The organism is Paenibacillus mangrovi, from assembly GCF_022898935.1.
GTDB lineage: Bacteria > Bacillota > Bacilli > Paenibacillales > Paenibacillaceae > Paenibacillus_AQ > Paenibacillus_AQ mangrovi.
On record NZ_JALIRP010000013.1, the window covers coordinates 23307 to 47931 of the forward strand.

Sequence of the window (24625 nt, forward strand, 5' to 3'; positions counted from 1 at the left end):
AGAATTTAGGGAAGCCTATTTACAAATGGAAATGTATGTAGTATTTTCGAAAGAGACCGATCGGTCTTTTTGATGGAGTCAGGGGGATTATGATGAGAAGTGGACAGGATACAAGAAATATGATCATCGAGAAGTCTGCAACTTTATTTAATCTACAGGGATACTCGGGGTCTTCCATGTCGGATATTATGGGTGCAACAGGACTCCAAAAAGGAGGGATTTATCGGCATTTCAAGAATAAGGACGAACTTGCTTTAGAAGCATTTAATCACTCTGTGGAAGTGTTGCGAAGGACGTACCGTTTTGCGATTTCCGGCAAAAAAACAGCCGAAGAAAAATTGCTTGCGGTTTTGTCGATTTATTTGAATATTGTAGAAGAACCTCCGGTGAAAGGCGGATGTCCATTATTAAATACGGCGGTGGACACGGATGACACGCATCCTTTATTAAATTTAAGAGCGCGCGAAGTCATGAATGAGTGGTTGTCTTTTATCCAATCGATTCTCGAAGAAGGAATACAAGCCGAGGAATTCAAATCAGACCTGGATGTTCAGGAAGTATCTATCTTTCTAACATCAACTTTTGAAGGCAGTGTGATGATGGGGAAGCTATACAATGACAACGATTATGTGAAAAAGTATTACAATCAACTTAAACACTACTTAAATTACTGCATCAAGCAGTAATTTTTATGTGTGTTAGAGACCGAACGGTCTCTTTAAGAGAGGAGTTTAATAAATGAAACAACAGTGGAATGTAGGCATATTAATGTTCGATCATGTTGATGTTTTGGATTACTCGGGGCCATTCGAAGTATTTTCATTGACCGTCAGGGATGCCAATCAAGTTTCGGATTTACTGAACAATAGCATTGCATATGAAGACAAACCCTTTATAGTCAAAACGGTCTCGCAGAACGAACTAGTAACCGCACATAATGGGCTCAGAGTACTGACGGATTACAGTTTCAACGATCATCCCAAATTCGATATCCTCGTTGTTCCCGGGGGACCTTTAAAAGCAATCAAGAATTGCGTCAAAAATGTAGAACTACTTCACTGGATCGCGTCTCAGCACCGTTCAGGGGTCATAGTTGCTTCCATTTGCTCAGGCGCGATTTTGCTGGCTGAGGCTGGTCTTCTAAATGATAAAAAAGCAACGACGAATTCGTATGCCATGGGTTACTTAGAGAAGAAGTATCCAGATGTAGAAGTCGTGCAGAATGTGCGATATGTAGATAACGAAGATGTATTAACCTCCGCGGGAGTATCCGCCGGCATCGATATGTCACTCTATATGGTCGCGAAGCTGCTAGGCGAAGACACTGCTCAAACGACCTCAAATACAATAGAATATCCGTATTTTAGAACACTTGCGTAGGAGCTACTTTATTTTTACGAGCAAGGCAGATGGAAAAGAAATGGAAGTTAAAGGAGGGAGATGCTGTTAGGTATGAAGAATAACCCCTGTCTCGCAAGGACAATCTAAACCGGAAAGGATTACATTTCCTTAAGGAAGGGGTTATTACCATGGCAGAGGAACAACCGTCAGTCAAGACGATTGTGGCAATCGGATCGATTCCACTGATTATGACGCTGGGCAACTCCATGCTCATTCCGATATTACCCACAATGAAATCGGAACTTCATCTTTCTTCCTTTCAGGTTAGTCTGACGATTACCGTTTTTTCGCTCGTTGCGGCATTTTGTATTCCGATTCTGGGATATTTGTCCGACCGGTTTTCCCGGAAGGCCATCATTATTCCGTCGCTCCTGCTCTACGGCATTGGAGGTGTCCTCGCGGGATTGGCGGCTGCGTTGTTCCCTAGTCCATATACCTGGATCATGGTTGGGCGGACGCTTCAGGGAATGGGTGCGGCAGGAACGACTCCGATTGCAATGGCGCTTGCGGGGGATTTGTTTAGAGGCTCGGAAGCGAGCCGGGTGCTCGGATTGGTTGAGGCATCCAACGGTTTGGGCAAGGTCATTTCGCCGATTATCGGGTCGCTCATCGCTCTTATTGTCTGGTATGGTGTGTTTTTTGCATTTCCGGTTGTGATGCTGGGGTCTCTGACCCTGACTTGGTTATTTATCGAAGGCAAAAAAACGACCAAAAATCCGCCGCCTTTTAAGAAATACATTCACGGATTGGCAAGCGTGTTCAAGCAAGAGGGTAGATGGCTGTTTACGGCTTATCTGGCCGGTGCGACTTGTCAGTTTACGCTGTTTGGCATCCTGTTCTTTCTGTCGGATGTTTTGGAAGAGCCCCATAACATCGTGGGAGTCGTCAAGGGGCTGGTTCTGGCCATCCCGCTGCTTGTGATGTGCACAACTTCCTACATTACAGGCAGCAAAATCGGAGAAAATCAGAAGCTGATGAAAAGACTGATCGTTTTGGGTTTTATCCTCATGACGATATCTTATGTCCTGTTATCTTTTATCGGACATTTAACGCTGTTCATCTCCGTTCTGGCGATCAGCAGTCTGGGCACCGGGCTTATTCTGCCTTGCATCAACAGTTTTATTACGAAAGCGGTCGGCAAGGAAAGACGGGGATTTGTGACCTCGCTGTATGGATCGGTTCGTTTTTTCGGGGTGGCCATCGGACCGCCGCTGTTCGGATGGATGATGGGATGGTCGCGTATTGGCATGTTCCTGTCCATCGCCGGGCTCACCTTTGTGGTGGGGCTGTTAGCGCTTTTCATGATTCAGGTGAATCAAGGCAAAAAAGAAGGAGGACAGTCCGGCGGCGGCCCTGTCGAGATCAAACGCAAAAAGCCTGTTGGCTTAATGAGTCCTACCCGGTGATTGATAGGCTTGACGGAATTATTTTTCCAAAAAGGCATCTTGGATATGTACGGATTTACTTCTTACTTCTTGCTGCTTCTCCAAGCCATATCGTACCATGGTCTCGTTCTCGGTCTTGAAGAGTGAACCAGCCAGTTAATAATCCGGGTGGAAATCAGTTGGCAGCCGATAGCCAAAATGATGATTTTCCAGTCAATGACGTAAGCGGTAAGGACAAATACAAAACCGTTCATCCAAAATAAAGAGGTACCAGGCTTGATTTTTTTGAACTTATAGAGCGCAAGGGCGGCATATCCGATCCCTCCGTTGGATACCCGCTGCCTCATCAGCATCGAAATGCCTGTCCCGAGAAAGATGGAACCGATGAGCAGATCGATCCATACATTCGAAAAGGGCGGGTTCACGTACACCTCGAAAAAATTAACAGACACCGATGTGACTGTAATGACATACACCGTCCCTATGGCGCTCGTGTTCCCAAGATAATGGGCGGTAAAAATGATAAAAATAAAGTTCGCAAACCAGAACCCGAGGCTCATCGGTAATCCAAACGCATAATTCAATAGAACCGCAATTCCGGATCCGCCTCCAGAAGGGATGGCATGGGGGAATAAAAAGATAGCCATGGCAAAGCCCTGGAGCACGGCTCCGGCGGTAATTAAAGAGAACTTCTTGCAAAGTCGACGGTAAAGCATCGGCCTATTATGGCTCGGGATCATCAGAATTTTCACACCAACTCATCCTTCAGAAAATGTTGTGGCAGGCCAGTCCTGCTGTTATTAGTGTATGCTTGTCTTCTGAAGGGGATGCCGGAAGTTATAGCGAAAATAGAACGACCTGGGTATACACCTCCACCAATCACGAATTCTCTACATACGTTAAGAATATCAAGGCTAACAAGTTGCCGATATTCTTAAGGCGTTGCAGGGGGTGAAACGATGAAGGGATTGCTGGAGAAGGTACAAGCCGAAATCAGCCGTCTTACGGCCCGGATTCATTCAGAGCAGCAAAATAATGGGTCCTGGAAATATGATTTTGAAACCGGTCCGATGACGGATTCCAGCATGATCATTCTCCTCAGCGCCCTTTTTCCGGATGAAAAAGAGCTTCTATCGCAGCTGGCAAGGCGGCTTGTACGCAATCAGGCTGCAGGAGGCGAGTGGAAGCAATACGACGATGATGACGGGCATCTCTCCTCTACTATTGAAGCTTATACCGCACTGCTGTTATCCGGTTACTTGGACCGGGAAGCTCCTCCGATGAAACGGGCCGAGGATTATATTGTCCGCAGCGGCGGCGTTGAAAAATCCCATATCTCCACCAAATTTATGCTGGCCCTGAACGGACTATATCCTTGGCCCTCCTTTTATCCAATTCCGCTGTTTTTAATACGTCTTCCCAAATGGATGCCGCTTAGCTTTTACCGCTGGAGCTCGTACGTAAGGACTCATTTTGCGCCGATTCTCATTTTGGGACATCTCAAATTCACTATGCGGCATCCCTCAGCTGCAGATATCACCCATCTCTATAAAACGCAGAAGTACCGCAAGCTGCACCGGCAAGGGCGCTGGAGCAGATGGTTTGCGACGAAACGAAATCATGAGGCCATCCGCAAGGCCGAGCATTTTATGTTGGAACATATTGAAGGGGACGGTACGCTGTACAGCTATGCGAGCGCCACTTTTTTCATGATTTATGCACTGCTGGCAATCGGCTATAAGCCGGACTCCCCCGTGATTACCCATGCGGTGAAGGGGCTGCTTTCTTTTGTGACGCAGACGGAAGGCGGGGAGATGCATGTCCAAAACTCTCCTTCTACCATATGGGATACGGCGCTTGCTTCATACACGCTACAGGAGGCGGGGCTTCCGGCAGAGGATGAAGCGATTCAACGGGCAGCAGCGTTTTTGCTATCCCTTCAGCACAAAGAGAAGAAGGAGCAGGCAGAGGGCATACTCACGCATATGACAGGCGGCTGGGGATTTTCGGAAAGCAACACGGCGAACCCCGACGTGGACGATACGCAGGCAGTATTGCGGGCGCTAACGCGGTGCATGCCCTTTCATCAAGACTGTAATGAAGCTTGGCAAAAGGGCGTAAGGTACTTATTCTGCATGCAAAATGATGACGGCGGCTGGGCCGCTTTTGAGCGGAACAGTACTTTTTTTGCGAACCGCCTGTTTGCACTTGAAAATTTCGAGGATACGGCGTTTGATCCTTCGGCGGCAGATGTGACCGGACGTACGCTGGAATTTCTGGGGAACCACGTGAAGCTGACGACGAATCATCCAAGGATTCAGGCGGGGGTTCGCTGGCTCTTGCAGCAGCAGCAGCCGGACGGTTCCTGGTATGGACGATGGGGAGTGTCGTATCTGTATGGGACATGGGCTGCGGTGACCGGACTTACAGCAGTTGGATTCCCCGCCACGCATCCTGCGATTCAAAAAGCTACCGATTGGCTGCTCCGCATCAGACAGCCGGACGGAGGGTGGGGCGAGTCCTGCAAAAGTGATGTTGCAAAAAGCTACGTTGCCGCTCCTTATTCCACGGTCGTTCACACCGCATGGGCACTGGATGTGCTCATTGCGGTTTATGACACACCCGTGAAGGAGATCCGGGAAGCCATCTCTCTTATGATTAACTGGAACCAAGAGGGGAGCAGCAAGCGGGTGACGTATCCGACCGGAGCGGGGCTCCCGGGGCATTTTTATATCCAGTATCACAGCTACCCCCGAATTTGGCCTTTGCTGACACTCAGTCACTATAGGGAGAAGTACAAATGCTGCTGAAAACGCCCTATTTGCCAGGAAAACAAGGTATATACCCTGTCCCTATTGCCCGAATCGCATATGCTGGATTAACCGTCTTAAGCCAGGCAAATGAAGTTCTCAAGCAAAGTCCTCGGCTTTAGACGAGAATGGAGCATACGCGAAAGGAGATCACATGTATGGCCCAGCTTGATCCCCGCTTGATGGGAACATTCCGCTGCAAAATGATGGATCCGCGATATTTCCACAAGGTGTGCGGTATTTTACGCGCCCAAAGACTTGAGGATTTAAGATGTCACCACCGTTGCTGTAGCTTGATTGATCGGCTTTCCGATTGTATGGGCGTACCGGTATCGCCTGCCGAACGGGAAAATGCGGCACGGTGGCTGATGGGATGCGGCGTAGATCCTCAAAACCGATTCCACCGCAGACAAATGTGGAACATGCTGTGGGGAAGATATTAGAGAAGCAACAAAATCCGGTACCCTGAGTGGGACCGGATTTTCTTTGTTCAAAGCTGTGGCAGTAGCAGAGCTAATCTTTACTTTTTTGAGAGCAGATTCAACAGATTTTCCGGGATCTTAAGTCTCTCATTATCAAATAGAAATTGAATGTCATCTTTGGAATCGGACTCATGGGACTGCTTGATTTCTTGCATCTCGAGGTGAAGCTGCTCCATGGTTGTGTCGAGCTCATATGCAGTGTCGGCGGCTTTTTTTAAGTCTTCAATCAACCGTTCCGGCACGGTTTTGTAGTATTTATAGAAGATCTTATGCTCGAGACTTGCCCAGAAGTCCATTGCGATGGTACGGATTTGAATTTCAACACACATTGATTCCTCATGGTCGGACAAGAACACAGGGACTTCGACGAGAAGATGAAGGCTTTTGTAGCCGTTTGGCTTAGGGTTCTTAATGTAGTCTTTGACGGATATCGTCTTCAAATCATTCTGGCTTTGCAGCATTTCACTGATTCGGTAAATGTCCGAAATAAAAGAGCAGGTAATCCGTATGCCCGCGATGTCCCGAATGGTATCTTTCATATCAGCAAAAGAGCTTCCCCCGCCTTTGCGCAGCAGCTTTTTCGCAATGCTCTCCATAGATTTCAATCTGGATTTCGTATGTTCGATCGGATTGTAATCATGGAGCAGTTGGAATTCCTCTTGCAAAATTTTGATTTTGGTCTCTACTTCCTTTAAAGCAAACTTATATTTCATCAGAAACCGCTGCATCTCTTTTTGGAGGGCTCTGACTTGTTCAATGGTATTAGGATGTTCTATCATGGTATACCTTCCTTCTAGATCTGATATCGTGAGGCATATAATTACATTATAACTTACTTTAAAATAAGCTTTCCAGCTGCTCGACTGTACAGTTTCTTCAAATGGAAGAAGCTCCTGCCTCATTAGAGGCAAGAGCTTCTTAATAACCCTGTCAAAAAATAAGGGCATTTCAAGTTTGTTGTCAAAAATCAGCAAAGAAATTGTGTATTTCATAACGTGATGGTATACTACACAGTAAAGATGTGTATACATAAACAAAGAGCAAGGATGCTGGTAACATCCTCACTCTTCAACAACAGCCCTAAGAGCGGTCGCTTTTAGGTAATTAGTCGCGAGATAGACCGCAAACCTTTGCAGAGGGCGGTCTATTTCTTTTTAATGTAGGTAAGTAACGCCAGAATGAACATGCCGAAGCTGAACATCAGGATTAATGCGTCTTTGACCTCCATTGGCATCACCTCCCTTCGGGGGAGATTAGCCGACCGCCCATAAGCTTTTTGCTGTTGTTAAAATTTATTATAACATGAATATATTGGGTATAGCTATGCCTACATAAAACATAAAACATATAAATAGTTAAACAGGCAATCGGTTAGATGCCTGTTTTTTTGCGTACGCCAACCGATTAATCATTTTCCCATTCATTTCCGATAAGTCTTATGTGTTGGTTTTTAGCAGAAACCGGATAAACAGATAGCACATTTGCTAAAAAAAGGAGTGGAGATCGTGTTTAAACGGGTAGAGAATGAACTGGAGCTGGCTATGTTTAACGGAATTTGGACAACCGTGTGGCTGGAAAAAGGATTCGAGCTTGAATTTTCTAGGCAAATCCTGGAGAGATATGTGGTCGTTACGGACGAGGGGCATTATGTCGGAACAACGGAGATCAAGCCATACAGCAGTGAAAGTCCTATCAATGAGGTTGCGGCCTTTGATCGGCATCCCAAGGTGATAAACGCTGTAGGTGTCGTAGCTGAAATTGATAAGATGGCGCTGCTTCGTACTTATCGCGGCAATTTTTTATCGGATTTGCTGTCTGCCCTGGTGGAATTTGGGGAGAAGAATAAGCTGAAGTATTTTGTCGCACTGCTTGAACCTGTACTTCTGCGGGCCCTGCGGATCTCGTTCCAAGTACCGCTGGAGAAGGTGGCGAATAAAATTTTTTATAAGGGAGATTACGTCATTCCAACAATTGTGAATGTCGAAGAGGTGTATACCCACAAAGACGATTACCCATGGCTGACTCTTCCCCTGAGCGCTACGTAAACGGGACCAGGAATCTAATCGACAGCTAAGTGTTTATACTTTACAGAAGGGGGAAGAGAAAATGAAAAATGGAGTTCTCACCGAACTGGATAAGCGTAACCGCCTGTTTGTTAAAATTTTATGGATGATGTTGGCCCTTGGCGTTATTACGGATTTGGCGATCGGACTTAGCATGAACATGATTATGCTGCTTGCCGGAGTTGGGCTGGTTACCTGTGGTGCCGCCACATTCATGACCTACCGTCGCTTGTTGGTATCCTACATAAAATATTTTGTAGCTTGTATTTTTACCTCAATCGTATTGCTACTGATCTTGTCCGATCCCCATCCGATCATCAGCACGTATTTCTTGGTTTATGTTAATTTGGCCGTCATGACGCTGTATTCGGACTACAAGCCGATCATTTTTACAGGGGTTTTGGGAGCGGGGGTAACCACGTATTTGTTTATGACGCCTTCTTTTAAGGAACAGCTGTTTCCTGGAGAGTCGCTTGTTTATTTGTACCTTTACCTTGCATTTGCGACGGCGGCCCTGGCATTTTCGGCTGGATTCAGCCAGCGATTGCAGCGGCAGGTGACCGCGAAGCAGCAGGAGACGCTGGAAGCAAAGCATACGGTGGACGGTTTGCTAGACCAGCTCAAAGCTTCCGTACTGTTGTTGAATGAATTCAGCAGCAGCCAGCAGGAGAGTGTACGGGCGACTGGAGATATCTCCAAAGAGGTGACGCTTAGCTTTTCGGAAATGTCGGCGTCTATCGAGAAGGAAACGGATAGCATTATGAATATCAACGAATCGACCCAGATCATTAACGATGCCGTTGGACGTCTGCTCGAAGGGGCCAGCCAGCTGCAGAACTATGCGGCGGACAATGCCAAGCTGACGGAGAGAAGCAGCCAGCAGATCGGAGTTCTGTCCGGCGAGGTTGAAAGCGTACATCGGATGATTGATCATACGGTTCAAATGATGCAGCTTTTGAATAAAGAAAATGACCGCGTCGGGTCCATCGTCATGGTCATCCGTGAGCTTGCCGAGCAGACGAACCTGCTTGCGTTGAATGCGGCCATTGAAGCGGCGCGTGCGGGAGAACATGGGAAGGGATTCGCTGTTGTATCCGGGGAAGTACGGAAGCTTGCCGACAGTTCAAGGAAGGCCGCATCCGAGATTGAGGGGATTCTGTCCGGCATCCGAGGCCAAATCAGCGCCGTTCATGTACAGGTTCTCGACGGCCAGACGGCCGTATCCACCAGCAGTGAGGTCTCGCAGGAAGTGAAGCATTTGATCCAGCTCATTCACGAAAATATGGAGCAGGTGAAGGAGCATGCCGACAATGTCAGCGGATCGACGGACCATCTCCATAAGCGGCAGCTTGATATGGCGGACGACATGGCACATATTGCGGCTGCAACGCAGCAGAACATGGCTTCGGTTGAAGAAATGCACGGAAGCATGCGCGGCCAGGATTCGAAGATCGGCGAGATGGTGAAAGATTATGACAAGCTGGATCAGCTGATATCCGATATGAAACTGCTGGTATCCAAATATTAAAGGCATACGAATATTATCCAAATGAATGATTTGAATGAGAGAGCTCCCGTGAACGCGGGGGCTTTTATTCATGTCCACCAAATAGGTGCACCTACTCAAATAAAAAGGAATGTAAAAATCCTCGGAGTCTTGTAAATATCCTCTGTTCCAGGTTAGGTACGCTCTTTCTATGATAAAGATAGATTCTTCGGCTTCTCTGATGCGAGGACCCGAAAGTCAGACTATCTTACGAACTAAGGGTTCGTAAAGCGGAAGGAGTAACAACATGACGCCGAAATTAGATACGCGCCGCCCCATGATTCAGCCGAAACCAAGCTTACATTCAAGACTGGGCAGACTGGGAAGCTCATCGACGTTTGTAGGCTACCTGTTTGTAGCCCCCATCCTGATTCTTATGGGAATCTGGTTTTATTATCCTCTGTTGCAATCGTTTATGTACAGCTTCCAGGACATCAGCTTTCTAAATCCGGATGCGGCCAAATTTATCGGATTCAGCAACTATATCGAGATTGTTAAAGATAAAGATTTTTGGACAGCTCTAAGCCATTCTGCGCTCCTGACGGTCGTGGCTGTGCCGCTGCAAGCGCTCATCGCGCTCGTGATCGCGGTTAATTTGAACAAGGTACGGCGGCTGAAGGGTGTATTTCGTACGTTGTACTACATGCCTTACATTACTTCGACGATTGCTGTAACGACCGTATTTATGTATTTGTTCATGCAGCATGACGGGATTGCAACCAAAGCATTAACCTGGCTCGGATTCCGGGATGTATCATGGTATGCTGACGTGAAACTCGCGCTACCGTTTCTTATGATTTTAACGATTTGGACCTATGTAGGTTTTTATATGGTGGTGTATCTCGGAGGCCTCCAAACGATTCCGAACGATATTTATGAAGCAGGTCGCGTCGATGGCGCGAACGGCTGGCAGCAATTCTGGAAGCTTACCGTACCGATGCTGAAGCCTGTAACCTTCCTGGTCATCATGTCCGGGATCATCAATGTCATGCAGCTGTTCGACCAGCCGTATGCCTTGGCGAGAAATGGATCGCTCGGCAGTCCAGCGGGCGCAACCAGCACCATTGTGACTTACTTCTATAGTCAGGCGTTCAGCTATAACCGTGCCGGTTATGGCAGCGCAGCCGCATTCATCATCTTCGCCATTATCATTGCACTGTCCATGCTGCAAAAACGATTTGTTCGGGAGGAGATCTAATCATGGATAGTAGAAAGAGTCAGTTCTTCCGTTACTTACTGATGTTCGTTTTTTCGATATTTTTCATCGTACCGTTCGGCTATGCGATCTACACGTCGCTCCTGTCCAAAGCCGATATTGGCAAATTGGTCATGCCGACCCAGTGGACACTTGAAAACTACAAGGACGTTTTTTTTAATTCGGATCTGCTGATCTGGTACAAGAATTCCATTATCGTAACGTTAGGTATCTTGATCGGGAACCTGATTGTGAACACGATGGCTGCTTATTCTTTGGCCCGGCTGAATTACAGGGGTAGAGGAGTAGTGTTTTTCCTGGTGATCGGGATGATGATGGTGCCTTACCAGGTCATGATTATTCCGATTTTCTCGATGATCGTGGATTTGCATTGGATGAACAGCTATTACGGCTTGATTATTCCGTTCCTGTTCCAGGGATTCCTCGTCTTTCTGATGCGGCAGTTTTTCCTGACGATTCCAAAAGAGCTGGAAGAAGCGGCAGAGGTCGACGGGTTGAACAAGATCAGTATTTTCTTCCGGATCATGCTGCCCTTGTCTAAGGGAGCGATTGGCACTCAGATTATTTTCAGCTTTACCGGAACCTGGAACTCCTTCGTATGGCCGGTGACACTTGTGAATGACAGCCGGTGGTATGTGCTGACGGTCGGTCTGAACACGCTGAAAAACCGTTATTTTGAATGGCCGAACGTAACCATGACTGGCGTTGTCCTGCTCACCGTACCGATCATTATCGTATTCCTGATTTTCCAGCGTCAAATGGAGCAAGGGATCGCCACAACAGGTTTGAAAGGATAATTGATTTTTAATAGATGATGACAGACAGGAGGAAGAACATTGATCGAATATACAGCGCAACTTATTCATTGATGAAATCAGTCAATTCGGTGATAATGGTTTCGTTAAATCCGACTTATTTCCACAAACAAAACGGAGGATGGAGTATGCCGAAATGGAAACGCTTCCGGGATCGCAGCATCCGGCAAAAAATGTTTCTGACCTATGCCCTGCTGATTATTGTGCCACTTTTGGTCATCAGTATTTCTTTTTATACCTATGCCATGTCCATCTTTGAGACCCGTATTGTAAAGTCGTTCGAGGAGACGAACCTTCAAATGATTTCGACTGCGGATGCTTTCGTGAGCGGCATGATCAAATCATCGGAGCAGCCTTTTTATGACGAGAAGCTGATGCAAATTTTAGCGAAGGATTATTCCAAATCCGCCTATGAGACGTTTGAAAAAAGCATGGATTTCCGCTATATCAGCGACACCGTCTTCAAAAATTTAATGACATTCAATCCAAACATCGATTCGATCCTGATTTATCCGGAGAACAGCTCGCTCATTTACCGCAGGGGATATGACACGACCTTCAATTATAAGTACACTCCAGTCCATGAACCGTGGTACCAGCAGATTATTAACAATGCGGAAAAGCCGGTGCTCCTTGGCCTGCGCGAGGAAAAGCAGATGTATGCCAATCCTAGGAAGGTTCTGTCCGTAGGTCGGGTATTGGTGGATGCGGATACGTATCAGAAGCTGGGTGTGCTGGTTGTGAATTTCCGCGTGGAGCAGCTGGAGAAATTGTTCAGCGGACTGGATGCCAAGCGGGATGTCAATCAGTTCATTGTGGATGAGAAAGGGACGGTGATATTCAGCACGACGCCGGGCATGATCGGGAAAAATATCAGTCAGCCTCTTTCACAAATTCAGCCAAGCAGCAAGGATTATTATGTCGTTCGCCATGATTCCAAAGTATCCGGGTGGCTTTTTTATAGTGTCATTCACCGTAATCAGCTGTTTGCCGAGATCAATAAGCTCCGCGATTTTACGGCGCTGCTGTTTGTTCTGCTCGTAGCCATTGGATTCGTCATCGCGTTTCTGGTATCCGGCAGCATCTCGAATCCGATTCGAAGACTCAACCGGTTAATGCGCAGGGTGGAGAAGGGAGATTTCAATGTGATGGCCCACCAGGACAGTCTGGATGAAGTCGGTCACTTATCCCGTTCCTTTAACCGGATGACGGTGGAAATTAAAGAACTGATCGAGCAAATCAAGCTCGAGGAGAAGAAGAAACGGAGCGCCGAGTTGAACGCTCTGCAGAATCAAATCAATCCCCATTTTATCTATAACACACTGTCGGTTATTAAATGGATGGCCCAGGCGCAAATGGCCGACAACATTACGGAAGCGATCGATGATATGATCAAGGTTTTGTCTTTCTCTACTCGAAGTACGCAGGAGTTTGTTTCCATAGAAAAGGAAATGGAGTTTATCCGCAACTATGTCGAGTTGCTGCAGCTTCGTTATTACAACGTGTTTGACTGTGAGATTGATGTCGCGCCGGATGTTCTGCATTATAAAACGCTGAAATTTATGGTCCAGCCTTTTGTGGAAAATGCAGTTTTTCACGCTTTTGTCGGCCATGATCGTCCTTATGAATTGCACATACGCGTGGGAAAAACGGATAGCGGCGATATTCAATTCATCATCTGTGACAACGGCATCGGAATCCGGCAAGAGCAGCTTCAGGAGCTGCTTCAGCAGGAATGGTCTGACAAGGAAACCATGAATTCGATAGGCATTGGCAACGTTTCACGGAGACTGAAGCTTCATTATGGAGAAAAGTACGGGGTGGTTATGGACAGCAGCACGGAAGGCGAAGGAACTTCGGTGTGTATTCGGATTCCTGCGATGGAGCAGAGTCCAGCGTCTAGTCCGCCAAGAAAGGAGGAAGTGGTATGAGAATCATGATTGTGGATGATGAGACTTTTATTAGAGTGAACTTCAAGACATTTTTGGACTGGAAGCAAGAAGGTTACTATCTCGTGGGTGAAGCTGCCAATGGGGAAGAAGCGCTGGAAAAGATCGAAGAACTTCGACCTCATGTCGTATTTCTCGACATTCGGATGCCGGTTCTGGGCGGACTTGACGTGCTTCGGCAGCTGCAGCAGAGGAATGCTTCCTGCAAAGTGATTATTCTCAGCAGCCACAACGAGTTTGACTATGCCAGAGAAGCGCTCAGACTGGGAGCTTGCGACTATATTCATAAGCCTAATTTGACTCGAGATGCAGTGATTGAAGCATTGAACCGGGTTCAGATGCAGCTCAGCCATCATACAGAGGCGGAACAGCTTCCGGTGCAGCAGGAGAAGAATCGCAACGATCTGAAAACACTCTTTTTACGTGATTTGGCTATCGGTGTCATTCGTCATAAATGGGAGATCGACCAAAAGACAGAGCTGTACCAGCTGAAGCTGAGGCAGCCGAACGTATGCTGTTTTGTAATGCATATCGATCACTATGACAAGGTGATGGAGCGGTATAAAAAGGGAATGGAGCATTTGCTCGGATTCTCAATCCTGAATATTTTGCATGAGGTACTAAGCCGATATGATGAGCTGGAATTGTTTCAGATGAGTCCGAAGGAGCTTGTGTTTCTCCAATCTTTTTCCGGCTTGAGAAGTATGAATGAAATCCTGGAGGAACGCTGGAGATTGGTCCGCAAGATTGAAAAAACGTTGAAGCAATTTTTGAATATTCATGTCAGCTTCAGCATCAGCGGATTGCATTCCCGTCTCCTGGATATCCCCAAGGCTTATCATGAAGCGCAGGAGGCGGCAGAAATGCTGTTCTTTGAGGACCGCAGCAATGTCGTGGTCTATGAGCCGGCTTGCATCCGGGATGGAAGAGTCATGGAAATGCTGGTCCCACATGAGCAGCGGATTCGAAAGGCGATCACGGAAAAGAAAATTGCGGAAGCGATGACCATGATCCATGAGTTATTCATAGCGATCAAAGAGCGGCGCCCGGCGGGACGTCATGACATATTGGACCTGTGCGTCAATTTGCATTATTTGATTCAATCCCACCTGATGGAAGAGAATACGGGCGGAAAGACATCCGGCGTACAGGAGCTCATGTCCGCAGAGCGGGCTCAGCGGCTGCATCAGCTGCTCATTGAGGAGCTGGAGCATATATCGGAAAGCCAAGCGGAGGATGCCACATCTTCCAATTACAAGATCAAGCGGGTACTCGACTACATACATCAGCATTATGATCATGATTTGACGCTTGATGAACTGGCCGGCTACGTCGGATTGAACAACAGCTATCTCAGCAGAATTTTTAAGGAACAAACCGGTTCCATGCTGATTCCCTATATTAATCGTTACAGGGTGAAAAAGTCTTTGGAGCTGCTGAAGGATGGAAAGCTGAAGACGTATGAGATTGCAGAAAAGGTCGGTTTTAACAGCACGGACAACTATTATATCAGCTTTAAAAAGATGTACGGCCTTCCGCCGAATGAATACCGAAAAACTTGCATGGGAAAGTAAAAAATCACGGAGATATGTAAATATCCTCTGTTTGCCTCGTCATGCGGGCTAGCTAAGATGAAAGTAACACCACTCAAGGTGAATTCACTTAAAATAAAGGGGTAGTGACAGATGAGAAAGAAAGCATTCCTGTTATTGTGCTCCCTAATGCTGATGCTGACCGCAGCAGGATGTGGATCCAAATCTACTGATGGCGGCACGGATAGTGCTTCAGGCGGCGCCGGAGAGGCAAGCGGGGAAAAGAAAGAAACGGTCGAGGTGACGATGGCTTATTGGGCCAACGCTTCGGAACAAAAGAACTTTGAATACATGGTCAATGGTCTGGAAAAAGAATATCCAAACATTAAAGTTAAAATGCAAATGTACCCAACAAGCGATGAATTCTGGAAAGCGATTCCATCGGCGATTGCTGCAGGAGTAGGTCCGGATATCATTGCTATGTCGGATGAAGGAAACTACGAATATATCAAAAAAGGCGTTCTGGCTCCGCTGGATGAGCTGATCACCAAGGTCGGATTCGAGAAAGACCGGATCACCTCATCGCTGTATAAAGGCTGGACGGATGACAACAAGCTGTACGGCATTCCTTATGATTCGTCGACTTCGATGCTCGCGATCAACAAAGCGATGTTCGAGAAATCGGGAATTACGAAGACCCCGGAAACGATGGATGAGGTTGTTGAACTGGCCAAAGCCATGACAACGAAGGACGTCAAAGGGATTATCGGGAGCATCGATCCGTTTCACATTACGCAATATGTACACGCTTTCGGCGGAGACTGGGGCTATGGCAAAACCATCAATTCCAAAGAAAACATTGCAGGTGTACAATTCTTTGTTGACCTGTTCCTGAAACATGGCGTGGCTATCGCTCCGATCGAGGTAGGTGCTCCTTGGGATGGTGAAGTATTCAGCCAGGAAAAAGGTGCAATGTCTACAGCTGGTCCTTGGTATGTTGGTCATTTGAAAGAAGCGAATCCGAATATGCAAATGATCGCTCTGCCAATGCCTAAAGGCACGGTAGAAGCACAAAGCGCTTACTCGCACGGTTTGTCCATTCTGGAAGGCAGTAAGCATAAAGAGGAAGCGATGCAAGTCATCAAGTATGCGCTCCGCGACGAAGCACAATTGAATGCTATTGAAGAGGTTGGTTATTCCCCAGCGGTTTCTTCATTGCTTCCTAAATACCTGGAGAAGAACCCTGAGCTGAAACCAGTATTTGATAACATGGAAAAAGTGGGTATGCCTTTTGCTTATCCTGAGCAAACCAAAGCGTTCCACGCCGATCTTTTGAAAGGTGTAGAAGAAATCATCTTCAAAAAAGACGGATTGACAGTTGAAAAGCTGTTGAATGACCTTCAGAGCAAGTACGGAGAAAAGTAATTTAAAAGGGTTGGACTTTGGATCATCAAGGTCCAACCTTTTTTTAAATAAAATTTGCAAGGGAGGACTAGGGAAGAATGAAAAAATCGCTTAACACAGTCGTCTCCAAGATCTTGCTTATGTGCTTGCTGATCTCAACCATCGGACCGGTATACTCTGCTCAAGCAGCAGCCGATCTTCAGGTAGGGGAGGGCCAGGTATTTGGAGAATTTCCGCTGAATCTGACCCAAGTGGGGGACGTGGATTGGCTTCATCTGAAAGGGGATGGAGGAATCACTCAAATCACAAAGGCAGGATCGAGCTCGGTTACATTCGATGTATATGGAAATGGCACTACTGGAACCGAGGGGAAATTGAATAAGGGCGGGGATACGAATTACATATCTTATTCCTGGACGGACGGTATGGGGGGACATGAAACCTCTGCAAATGACACCGGCTTTGCCGTGTTTTTTCCAAAGTCGAGCCGGGATGCAGGTGATTATGACAATGTAGGCTGGAATGTTACCGTAGCTCCGCAGCCACAGGAGTCAACCATCCTATTCGGTGTTGGCATGTGGCAGGCTGAGACGGAAATCAGAATCTATTTAGATGATCAGCTTAAGGATTCACGAACACTTCAAGCAGGCGGTGCTTCCGAGGTATACAAATATCAATTCAAAATCCCTGCAGGTGTGAAGATGAAAGTGGAGGCAAGGCAAACGAAGGCTTTATCCCAGTATGGTAACATGTCATTTTCAGGCCTGGCTGTAAGCAGTAAGAACATTGCCGATAAGCTTGAGTTACAGAATGAATACAACAGAGTCAAGGATTTGACCCAGGGACTGTACACGGATGCAACCTGGCAGCCTTTCGGAGCCGCTAGGGACGAGGCCAAGAATGTTCTCGATGAGCCGCTTGCATCGCAGCAGGAGGTAGACAGCGCACTCAATGAAATGCAAGCAGCGCAACAAGCTCTGGAGAAGAAAGACACCCATATTAAGATAGACTTTATGGGGAATGTATCCGGTGGATATACGTTTGGTTCTGTAGGGGATCAGCAGGACAGATATCAAACCTTTACTCCTAAAGAAAGCTTTGAAATGGAATATGTTCAAGTGAAGGTAATTAGAGAAAGAGAGCCGGTTAGCGATCTTGTTGTGAAGCTATATGCTACAGATGCTCAAGGATTGCCGACAGGATCGGCATTGGCAGGGACTACGGTGAAAGAGGATCAGGTTGTTAGCAGCGAAATTATAACTGCTCCATTGTCTTACAGCCTTGAACAAGGCAAGCGTTACGCTATCGTATTATCTCAGGAAAAGCTTGGCTCAGGGGAATACCGCTGGTATGTCATGAACAAAAACTCGGAATCGAAGAGTGAGTTTTATGGCAAATCAGTATCCGGTAATTTTGTATCAGAAGCTCAACTTGGAACAGGATTGATGCGGATTATCCAGAAGAGCAATGTGGATCGAAGTTTTCTTCAAACACTGGTGAATGACATCGGGCAATATAATCGAAAGCTGTTCACCGTACCAACCTGGTCTCAATTGGAGAGCGCCTTGAATGAGGCGAAAGAGTGCTTGAGTAATGTAGATGCCAAACAGCAGGATATTGGCTCGGCCTACGACAAGCTGTTTGCGGCATTTAATAACCTGCAGCAGGGCTCAGGGTTAAATGAGGTTGCGGGCATCATTGATGCGATCAGCAGTGTGGACTTGAAGGGGTATACTAGCGAATCGACGGCTGCCTTGAAACAAGCCGTTCAGGAAGCGAAGAATCTGGGAGGAAATACGCCAGATCAAGAGCGGATTAAAGTCTATTCCAAAGTCATGAATGCCTTGGACGGATTGAAGCCGGATGGCAAATATCAGTATGAATCCAATCCCAGAATGACAGCAGCCTTTGGCTTCGAAGGCGATAAGAATGCCTCGCTCGCATTCCTTGACGGGTCGTACCAAATTGGCGGAGCCCGTCCGGAACAGCATGGGCCTTCAGCTCCGAAGCAGATGGTGACCTTCGGTGTCACGGACACAACCGGCATTAGATGGTATAACGCAGAAGGTTATCTGCCGGCATTTATCCACGAGTATTCCAAAGATAATATGGATTACAAAATCGAATCGTTCGCCAATAAACATACCGTAGAAGGCAAAGATTATGTCATCGATTATTCCAGAATGACCGTTACGAACCATTCGAATGAGACACGCTTGCTGCCGGTTGTGTCCAAAAACCTGATTCCACTGAGTATGGAGGCGAATCAGGTGTACACGATTAAACCTGGCGAGACGATCGTCAGAGACTATGCTATTGAAGCAGATAAGTATGAATACTTTGATGAGGGCAAAACCTCTTTCACTTCATTAACGATAGAGCAAGTAGCTGGCCAGGGCGATTTTGACCAGAATTACGCCTCAATGAAATCGTATTGGGACAACCGGCTGTCGGCAGTGGTTCATATCGATCTGCCGAATAAAGAGTTGGTGAATGCTTATAAAGCAGGATACATCTATACGATGATTATCAAGGATGGCAACTACCTGCATGTCGGGGAGAACGGGTATGCGAGGTTGTACTCCCATGATACGATCGGAATTCTCGTTGGACTAATTCAAAGCGGAGACTTTGCTCATGCCAAGGATTATTTGAAGAGCGTTCCATTAACCGGAGGAATCAATATCGAGACCGGTGAAGTAGATGGTAACCTGTACTGGGATGCCAACTGGAAGCTTCCGTGGGCATATGCAGTATATCTAAGCAAGACGGGCGACACGTCCATCTTCAAGGACCTCATGACTGCAGATGATGGAACGAAAGGTACCGTGTTCGATAAGAGGGTCAAATACAGTGCAAGAAGTATCGAAAAAGATCGCAAGGGCGATGGCAAGATTATGAAGGAAACGTATGCGATCGACGACCCGGGCTATTGGACGGTTGACAACTATGCTGCGCTGACAGGTCTTGCTTCGTACGAATATATTACACGCGAGCTGTATAAAGCTGAAGGGGACCCAAGTTATTTGAATGAGGCCGAGTGGGCCAAGGCGCAATATGAGGACCTGCTGGCGGCGTTCTCAGCCAGACTGCAAAAAACAATTACGGACAATAGCCTGAACTATATCCCGGCTTCAGTAATACAGACCAATGATGTGAACCGGATGAAGGATCCTAGGGATGCGAACTGGGCTTCTATGCTCAGCGGAACCTGGCTGTGGGATGGATACCTATATGGTGCGATCCAGCCTGAGGACAATATTAACCTGAAGATGCTGGACGACACCTATACCTACGGAATTGAAAGACGTACCGCAGCGAAAGTAACCGATTCTCCGTATAACTTTGGCGGTTACCCTCACGGATTCTATTCCAGTTCATACAATGCCGGTTACGGAAGCTCTGCGCTTCGCGGCGAACAATACAGAGACATGGGCATTAAAGCCTATGAGTTCATGCTTGAAAACTCTATGAGCGGACCGTTCAGCTGGTGGGAAGGTGTTGCTTATCCTACCACAGATCCGAGCCCTTGGACAGCAACCAATGAGAAGCTTGGCGTTCAAAATACTCCAGGAGGCGGCGGATCAGCTCAGCACATGTGGGGGCAAGCTGTTAACTCCAAGGTTTTGGTTGACTCATTGATCGCAGAGCGTATTTACGAGCAGAACAAGAAGTACGAAATTATCGTAGGCCGCGGTATTCCGAAAGAGTGGGTTACTGATGCTGCTAAGAACAACAATGTAGTGGCTAAAGTTCATAACTATCCGGCATTCCAAGGCGGTAGAGTTGGATACGATGTAGTTAGAAATAACAACAAGCTTGAATTCACCTTTACAACCGACCTTACCCAAGCCAAGGCAGACACAAGTAATGCAACCTTTAGCATTCAATTGCCTAGTATGGTTGATAACATTCTAGGGGCTTCCAATGGCGTAATTGATAATGCCAAGGGCATCGTCACTGTTCCGCTAAACACGAAATCGGTCACAATTAAGCTAAAGGATCTGTCAGTGCCTGTTGACTTCGATGAAGAAGCACTGCAAATTGAATTTGCCGCAGGTGATTCCAGTACATCTGTCACCAAAGATGTGACTTTGCCGAAGCAAGGAGAGCATGGAAGCGTAATTACCTGGTCCTCCAGCGATCCGAAAATTATTTCAAATACGGGCAAAGTGACTCGTCCATCAAGTACCACGCAAGTGACGCTGACAGCTACATTGTCCAAAGACGGCGTTCAGGTACAGAAGAGCTTCTTGGTAACGGTAGTCAAGGCAGCGGATCAAGGAAACCCTGGAAATGGCAATGGAAATGGAAATGGCAACGGCAACGGCAACAACGGAAACAATGGTAACAACGGCAATAACGGCAATAACGGCAATAATGGAAACAACGGAAACTCGAAAGGGTCGGTGTTGACCGACATTTCCAATCACTGGGCTCGTGAAGCTATTTTGACTGCCGTAGAACGAAAGATTGTCAATGGCTATGAAGACGGCACATTCCGTCCGAATGCCATGGTGACTCGCAGTGAGCTCATCGTTATGCTTGGCCGGGCACTAGGCCTTCAGCCGGAAAATACAGTGTTGTCATTCAAAGATGAGGCAAAGATCCCGGCATGGGCAAAGCCTTACGTATCTAGTGTAATCAAATCGGGATTTGTAAAAGGGTACGACGACGGTACATTCCGTCCTGAAGGGAAAATGACCCGGGCTGAGTTCGTGGCAGTAATTTGCCGTGCACTTGATTTACAGATGGATGCCAAAGCTTCCTTGCCGTTTGCAGATGCAGATCAGATCCCTGCATGGGCAAAAAGCTATGCGGCAGCTGCATATCAGGCAGGTCTGATTGAAGGCAAAGGGGATAACAATTTTGCTCCAAACGATGTCGTGACCAGAGCAGAAGCTGTTACCTTGCTTTTTCGGATGTCGCAATACTCGGCTTCCAAATAGAATGGCCTTACGGCGATTAAATTGAAATGCTATGCTAGAGTTTTAGGCAGCTGTACCAGGCCGCTTGCTCCATTATTATTCGGAGCAAGCGGCTTTTGTTGTTGAAGAGCGGTTTGGTTTTTAATTCAAGTAGGTTGTTTTAACTATTTGTTTTGGGCACTTGCTTGCTTTTGGAAACAGCAGTTCTTCCCTCTGATTCATCAACATGTGAAGCGGATTTCACTGTTCAGCCGTAAGGTTTTTTTTATCATTACGCCACTGGGACGGGGTAGCGCCTACGAACCGCTTGAACACGGTAGCGAAATGCTGGCTCGATTGATATCCAAGCCTATGAGAAATATCCGTTACGGAATCGGCGGTCTCCGCAAGCTGCCGGCAGGCTTCCATCACACGGAGACGTTCCGAGAAAGTGATCGGAGCCTCTCCGGTATACTCCTGAAACGTACGGTAGAAGTGGGAGGAGCTGACGCCGGCGAACGAGGCAAGTTCATCGATGGACGGCCGCCACTCCGGCTCATTGCTCATTTTCGCGATTAGAATGTCATATTGGCGCAGTAAATCAATGGCGATCGTTCGATTGCCAATTCCGGGCTGGAGAAAAGCAAGCAGAATATCCGTTAGCGAATTGCGTACGGCAATGCTTTGTTCCGGTGTTTGATTCAGCAATGCTTTTCTTAGCTTTTTGAATGATTCGACCGGAGACAGCCCGACCGGAATAGCACGCGGCAATTGTTCTATCATGTGCTGCATAATCATGCACTCTTCCGATGAAAGCCGAAGCCATCCTTGGCTTTGGGGGGCAGCAACAATCAGCCACCAAAATTTACAAGGCTCTATGGCATTGAAGCCGCCTCGATGCTTTTCGCCGGGGCGCGAATGGAACAGATCGCCTGCCTGCGATCGATAGAGAACGCCTTCAAGCTCCCAGCTTGCCTGACCTCGTTCAATGAGAACGAATTCATAGCACCCCGGATGTTCATGCTCGTGTAGAGGTGACGCGCTGCGCAATTCATCGTATCCGAGCATGATAAGCTCCGGCACATGACGGATGGGGGGATCGTGGTGGATGTCATAAGTCCATCGTGACCGGCTGCTCGGGGAGGATTGCCGGGTTGCGTTCGGGTTCAGGGCGTCATCATCCGAATGCTTTTTCATGAGAAAGATCAGCCTTCCTTGTTTCAAATCGTGCTTAATGTTTCTAATGCTACTTTGTACTCGGGTGAACGTCAAGCCACTCTTCTATACCTTATTCTTATGTCGAACACATCAAAGGAGGAGTAGATATGACATTGAAAGCCGAACGCCAGTACAAAATTACTCAAAAGGATAAGGAAACCTTTAACAGGGACGGGTATTGGATCAGTCCTAAGCTGCTAGACGACGAGCAGATCGCGCGCTTGCGCGAGGCGCATGAGCGCATTTGGTCCAGCGATTTCGACGGGGACGGACTCTCGATGCATCCTGTGACAGTGAGCAGCAATCCCGAAGCTCTTCGTAAATTGGATAACGGCTGGTGGATTAATGACGAAGTGAAAAAAGTCGTGACGGATCCGCTTATTGGAGAATTGTCAGCAGATTTGCTGGAGACGGATGAAATCAGGCTGTGGCATGATCAAGTCATCTATAAGCCTGGCATCGGAGACAAGGTGACGAAGGCCGGCAATGTGGGCTGGCACCAGGACTACGGTTATTGGCAATGCTGTGACACTTCCGATATGATTACCGTCTGGATCGCGTTGCAGGATACGGACTTGACGAACGGCGGGATGATGACGATTCTGGGGTCGCATAAATGGGGATTAATTCCCGACAGCGCCAGCTTTTTTAATCAGAACATGGAAGAGCTAAAGACGAAATACTCGGACGGCCGCGACTGGGTAGAAGAGCCATGTATATTGAAGGCCGGCCAAGCCAGCTTCCATCACGGCCTTACGTTCCACGGTTCGGGACCGAACCGGACGAATGAGCCCCGGCTTTCCGTCGTAGCGCATGTGATGAAAGGCGGAACCGGTTATCGCGCCGGCATTCAGAGGCATGACAACATTCGTCATCTTGGACCGCGTCCCATCAATGGACAGTCTTTTGCAAACGAATATTTCCCCATTTTGTACAAACGGTAAAAATCAATTTTGCAGAAATAAGGTGGCGTGAATATGGAACTGAAGAAGATAAAGGCGTTATGGGGAATGGAGGGTACCATCCAGGATCAGTTCGCTCGGGCAGCTGCGGCCGGCTACGACGGAATAGAAGGGCCGATGCCATCCCAATCAGATGAATCCTCGTTTAGAGAAGCTCTTAAACGCCATAAGCTGGACTATATTATCCAGGTTTATACGCATGACGATCATTTAGCTTCGTTTAAAAGCCAGGTTGAACGGGCTGCAAGCTTTGAGCCGCTGCTTATTGTGGCTCATAGCGCAAAAGACAGTATGCCCGAAACGGAGCAAGACCGATTCTTCGAGGGAGCGCTGGCGACCCAGCACAAGTCCGGCATTCGCATCGCGCATGAGACGCATCGGGGACGGGCGATGTTTACGCCATGGACGACTGCGAGATTATTAAGAAAATATCCGGATTTGCGAATTACGGCAGACTTTAGCCACTGGGTTAACGTATGCGAATCACATCTGGAAAATCATTCGGAGGAAATTACTTTGGCCGTCGATCGGACGATTCATGTTCATGGCCGGGTAGGGTTCCCGAATGGACCGCAAGTCCCTCATCCGGCTGCTCCGGAGTATAAGTGCGAGCTCGAGTTGTTTACGGACTGGTGGTATCGCATATTCGCCAAGCAAGCGGAGAACGGGAACACCTCGGCCACATTTACTGCGGAGTTCGGGCCTCCAGGCTATTTGCCGACGCTGCCTTTCACGAACAAGCCTGTCGCGGATTTGTGGGAGGTCAATCAATGGATGACCGATTACATGGCTGATAGATTCAAGAGCTGGTTCAACGCTTGACCGGAACCCATTCCTTCCTAACCATTAGCAGCAAATGCATCCTTTAGAATGAATATTGGAAGCCCCAAGGGTAATCCAATGAATTCTATGGGGTGCATTTTTGCTTTTCAAGG

The 24625-nt window shown here is 47.4% G+C and carries 19 protein-coding genes; 15 read left to right on the plus strand and 4 right to left on the minus strand.

Annotated elements, in window-relative coordinates; genetic code table 11:
* Nucleotides 1-119 precede the first annotated feature (119 nt).
* The 3 genes from MUG84_RS23265 (at nt 120) to MUG84_RS23275 (ending at nt 2807) form a co-directional block, all read left to right on the plus strand.
* Complete coding sequence (locus MUG84_RS23265; protein WP_280521473.1) at nt 120-686, plus strand: TetR/AcrR family transcriptional regulator; 567 nt, start codon at nt 120-122, stop codon at nt 684-686.
* Nucleotides 687-738: 52 nt separating this feature from the next.
* Nucleotides 739-1380 carry a DJ-1/PfpI family protein gene (locus tag MUG84_RS23270; RefSeq protein WP_244729517.1) on the plus strand — a complete coding sequence of 214 codons (642 nt, stop codon included), beginning with the start codon at nt 739-741 and terminating at the stop codon, nt 1378-1380.
* Nucleotides 1381-1529: 149 nt separating this feature from the next.
* The gene (locus MUG84_RS23275; RefSeq protein ID WP_244729519.1) at nt 1530-2807 is read left to right on the plus strand and encodes an MFS transporter; all 1278 of its coding nucleotides are present in this window, start codon (nt 1530-1532) and stop codon (nt 2805-2807) included.
* Nucleotides 2808-2869: 62 nt separating this feature from the next.
* Here the strand turns inward: MUG84_RS23275 and MUG84_RS23280 are convergent, their stop codons facing one another.
* Nucleotides 2870-3538 (minus strand): YitT family protein, encoded by a 669-nt coding sequence (locus MUG84_RS23280; protein ID WP_244729521.1) that lies wholly within the window; start codon nt 3536-3538, stop codon nt 2870-2872.
* Nucleotides 3539-3745: 207 nt separating this feature from the next.
* Between MUG84_RS23280 and MUG84_RS23285 the strand changes: the two genes are divergently transcribed.
* The gene (locus MUG84_RS23285; protein ID WP_244729530.1) at nt 3746-5596 is read left to right on the plus strand and encodes a terpene cyclase/mutase family protein; all 1851 of its coding nucleotides are present in this window, start codon (nt 3746-3748) and stop codon (nt 5594-5596) included.
* Nucleotides 5597-5754: 158 nt separating this feature from the next.
* Entirely contained in the window at nt 5755-6039 is a 285-nt protein-coding gene (locus tag MUG84_RS23290) for a hypothetical protein (RefSeq protein ID WP_244729532.1), read from the plus strand.
* A gap of 77 nt (nt 6040-6116) precedes the next feature.
* On the opposite strand, the gene MUG84_RS23295 is transcribed toward MUG84_RS23290, so the two are convergent.
* Together MUG84_RS23295 and MUG84_RS23300 are read right to left on the minus strand one after the other, a co-directional pair.
* The gene (locus MUG84_RS23295) at nt 6117-6857 is read right to left on the minus strand and encodes a GTP pyrophosphokinase (RefSeq protein WP_244729534.1); all 741 of its coding nucleotides are present in this window, start codon (nt 6855-6857) and stop codon (nt 6117-6119) included.
* 365 nt (nt 6858-7222) lie between these two features.
* Entirely contained in the window at nt 7223-7312 is a 90-nt protein-coding gene (locus tag MUG84_RS23300) for a putative holin-like toxin (protein WP_342346140.1), read from the minus strand.
* 271 nt (nt 7313-7583) lie between these two features.
* On the opposite strand from MUG84_RS23300, the gene MUG84_RS23305 reads away from it, so the two are divergent.
* From MUG84_RS23305 to MUG84_RS23340, 8 genes are all read left to right on the plus strand, one after another.
* Complete coding sequence (locus tag MUG84_RS23305) at nt 7584-8123, plus strand: hypothetical protein (RefSeq protein WP_244729536.1); 540 nt, start codon at nt 7584-7586, stop codon at nt 8121-8123.
* A gap of 61 nt (nt 8124-8184) precedes the next feature.
* Nucleotides 8185-9669, plus strand: coding sequence for a methyl-accepting chemotaxis protein (locus tag MUG84_RS23310; RefSeq protein WP_244729538.1), 1485 nt, complete (start codon nt 8185-8187; stop codon nt 9667-9669).
* Between the two features lie 265 nt (nt 9670-9934).
* Nucleotides 9935-10885, plus strand: coding sequence for a carbohydrate ABC transporter permease (locus tag MUG84_RS23315; RefSeq protein ID WP_244729541.1), 951 nt, complete (start codon nt 9935-9937; stop codon nt 10883-10885).
* Between the two features lie 2 nt (nt 10886-10887).
* The gene (locus MUG84_RS23320; protein WP_244729550.1) at nt 10888-11700 is read left to right on the plus strand and encodes a carbohydrate ABC transporter permease; all 813 of its coding nucleotides are present in this window, start codon (nt 10888-10890) and stop codon (nt 11698-11700) included.
* Nucleotides 11701-11846: 146 nt separating this feature from the next.
* Complete coding sequence (locus tag MUG84_RS23325; protein ID WP_244729552.1) at nt 11847-13649, plus strand: sensor histidine kinase; 1803 nt, start codon at nt 11847-11849, stop codon at nt 13647-13649.
* A complete protein-coding gene (locus MUG84_RS23330) occupies nt 13646-15241 on the plus strand; it encodes a response regulator (protein ID WP_244729554.1) in 1596 nt (531 codons plus the stop codon). Before MUG84_RS23325 ends, MUG84_RS23330 begins: the two co-directional genes overlap by 4 nt.
* Nucleotides 15242-15352: 111 nt before the next feature.
* The gene (locus MUG84_RS23335) at nt 15353-16624 is read left to right on the plus strand and encodes an ABC transporter substrate-binding protein (RefSeq protein WP_244729564.1); all 1272 of its coding nucleotides are present in this window, start codon (nt 15353-15355) and stop codon (nt 16622-16624) included.
* 77 nt (nt 16625-16701) lie between these two features.
* Entirely contained in the window at nt 16702-21552 is a 4851-nt protein-coding gene (locus MUG84_RS23340; protein ID WP_244729567.1) for an S-layer homology domain-containing protein, read from the plus strand.
* 219 nt (nt 21553-21771) lie between these two features.
* Here the strand turns inward: MUG84_RS23340 and MUG84_RS23345 are convergent, their stop codons facing one another.
* Nucleotides 21772-22707 carry a helix-turn-helix transcriptional regulator gene (locus tag MUG84_RS23345; protein ID WP_244729569.1) on the minus strand — a complete coding sequence of 312 codons (936 nt, stop codon included), beginning with the start codon at nt 22705-22707 and terminating at the stop codon, nt 21772-21774.
* 128 nt (nt 22708-22835) lie between these two features.
* Here MUG84_RS23345 and MUG84_RS23350 point away from each other — a divergent pair, with 128 nt between their 5' ends.
* Both MUG84_RS23350 and MUG84_RS23355 read left to right on the plus strand, forming a co-directional pair.
* Nucleotides 22836-23672: a phytanoyl-CoA dioxygenase family protein gene (locus MUG84_RS23350; RefSeq protein ID WP_244729571.1), complete on the plus strand. Its 837-nt coding sequence runs from the start codon at nt 22836-22838 to the stop codon at nt 23670-23672.
* A gap of 33 nt (nt 23673-23705) precedes the next feature.
* Nucleotides 23706-24512 carry a sugar phosphate isomerase/epimerase family protein gene (locus MUG84_RS23355; RefSeq protein ID WP_244729574.1) on the plus strand — a complete coding sequence of 269 codons (807 nt, stop codon included), beginning with the start codon at nt 23706-23708 and terminating at the stop codon, nt 24510-24512.
* The last annotated feature ends 113 nt before the right edge of the window (nt 24513-24625 follow it).

Bases quoted from the DNA above. Each gene is read 5' to 3' on its own strand.
- MUG84_RS23340 (WP_244729567.1), top strand. From the start codon at position 16,702: ATGAAAAAATCGCTTAACACAGTCGTCTCCAAGATCTTGCTTATGTGC.
- MUG84_RS23315 (WP_244729541.1), top strand. From the start codon at position 9,935: ATGACGCCGAAATTAGATACGCGCCGCCCCATGATTCAGCCGAAACCA.
- MUG84_RS23310 (WP_244729538.1), top strand. From the start codon at position 8,185: ATGAAAAATGGAGTTCTCACCGAACTGGATAAGCGTAACCGCCTGTTT.
- MUG84_RS23330 (WP_244729554.1), top strand. From the start codon at position 13,646: ATGAGAATCATGATTGTGGATGATGAGACTTTTATTAGAGTGAACTTC.
- MUG84_RS23275 (WP_244729519.1), top strand. From the start codon at position 1,530: ATGGCAGAGGAACAACCGTCAGTCAAGACGATTGTGGCAATCGGATCG.
- MUG84_RS23300 (WP_342346140.1), bottom strand. From the start codon at position 7,312: ATGCCAATGGAGGTCAAAGACGCATTAATCCTGATGTTCAGCTTCGGC.
- MUG84_RS23285 (WP_244729530.1), top strand. From the start codon at position 3,746: ATGAAGGGATTGCTGGAGAAGGTACAAGCCGAAATCAGCCGTCTTACG.
- MUG84_RS23325 (WP_244729552.1), top strand. From the start codon at position 11,847: ATGCCGAAATGGAAACGCTTCCGGGATCGCAGCATCCGGCAAAAAATG.
- MUG84_RS23295 (WP_244729534.1), bottom strand. From the start codon at position 6,857: ATGATAGAACATCCTAATACCATTGAACAAGTCAGAGCCCTCCAAAAA.
- MUG84_RS23345 (WP_244729569.1), bottom strand. From the start codon at position 22,707: ATGAAAAAGCATTCGGATGATGACGCCCTGAACCCGAACGCAACCCGG.
- MUG84_RS23355 (WP_244729574.1), top strand. From the start codon at position 23,706: ATGGAACTGAAGAAGATAAAGGCGTTATGGGGAATGGAGGGTACCATC.
- MUG84_RS23320 (WP_244729550.1), top strand. From the start codon at position 10,888: ATGGATAGTAGAAAGAGTCAGTTCTTCCGTTACTTACTGATGTTCGTT.
- MUG84_RS23350 (WP_244729571.1), top strand. From the start codon at position 22,836: ATGACATTGAAAGCCGAACGCCAGTACAAAATTACTCAAAAGGATAAG.
- MUG84_RS23335 (WP_244729564.1), top strand. From the start codon at position 15,353: ATGAGAAAGAAAGCATTCCTGTTATTGTGCTCCCTAATGCTGATGCTG.
- MUG84_RS23290 (WP_244729532.1), top strand. From the start codon at position 5,755: ATGGCCCAGCTTGATCCCCGCTTGATGGGAACATTCCGCTGCAAAATG.
- MUG84_RS23265 (WP_280521473.1), top strand. From the start codon at position 120: ATGATCATCGAGAAGTCTGCAACTTTATTTAATCTACAGGGATACTCG.
- MUG84_RS23270 (WP_244729517.1), top strand. From the start codon at position 739: ATGAAACAACAGTGGAATGTAGGCATATTAATGTTCGATCATGTTGAT.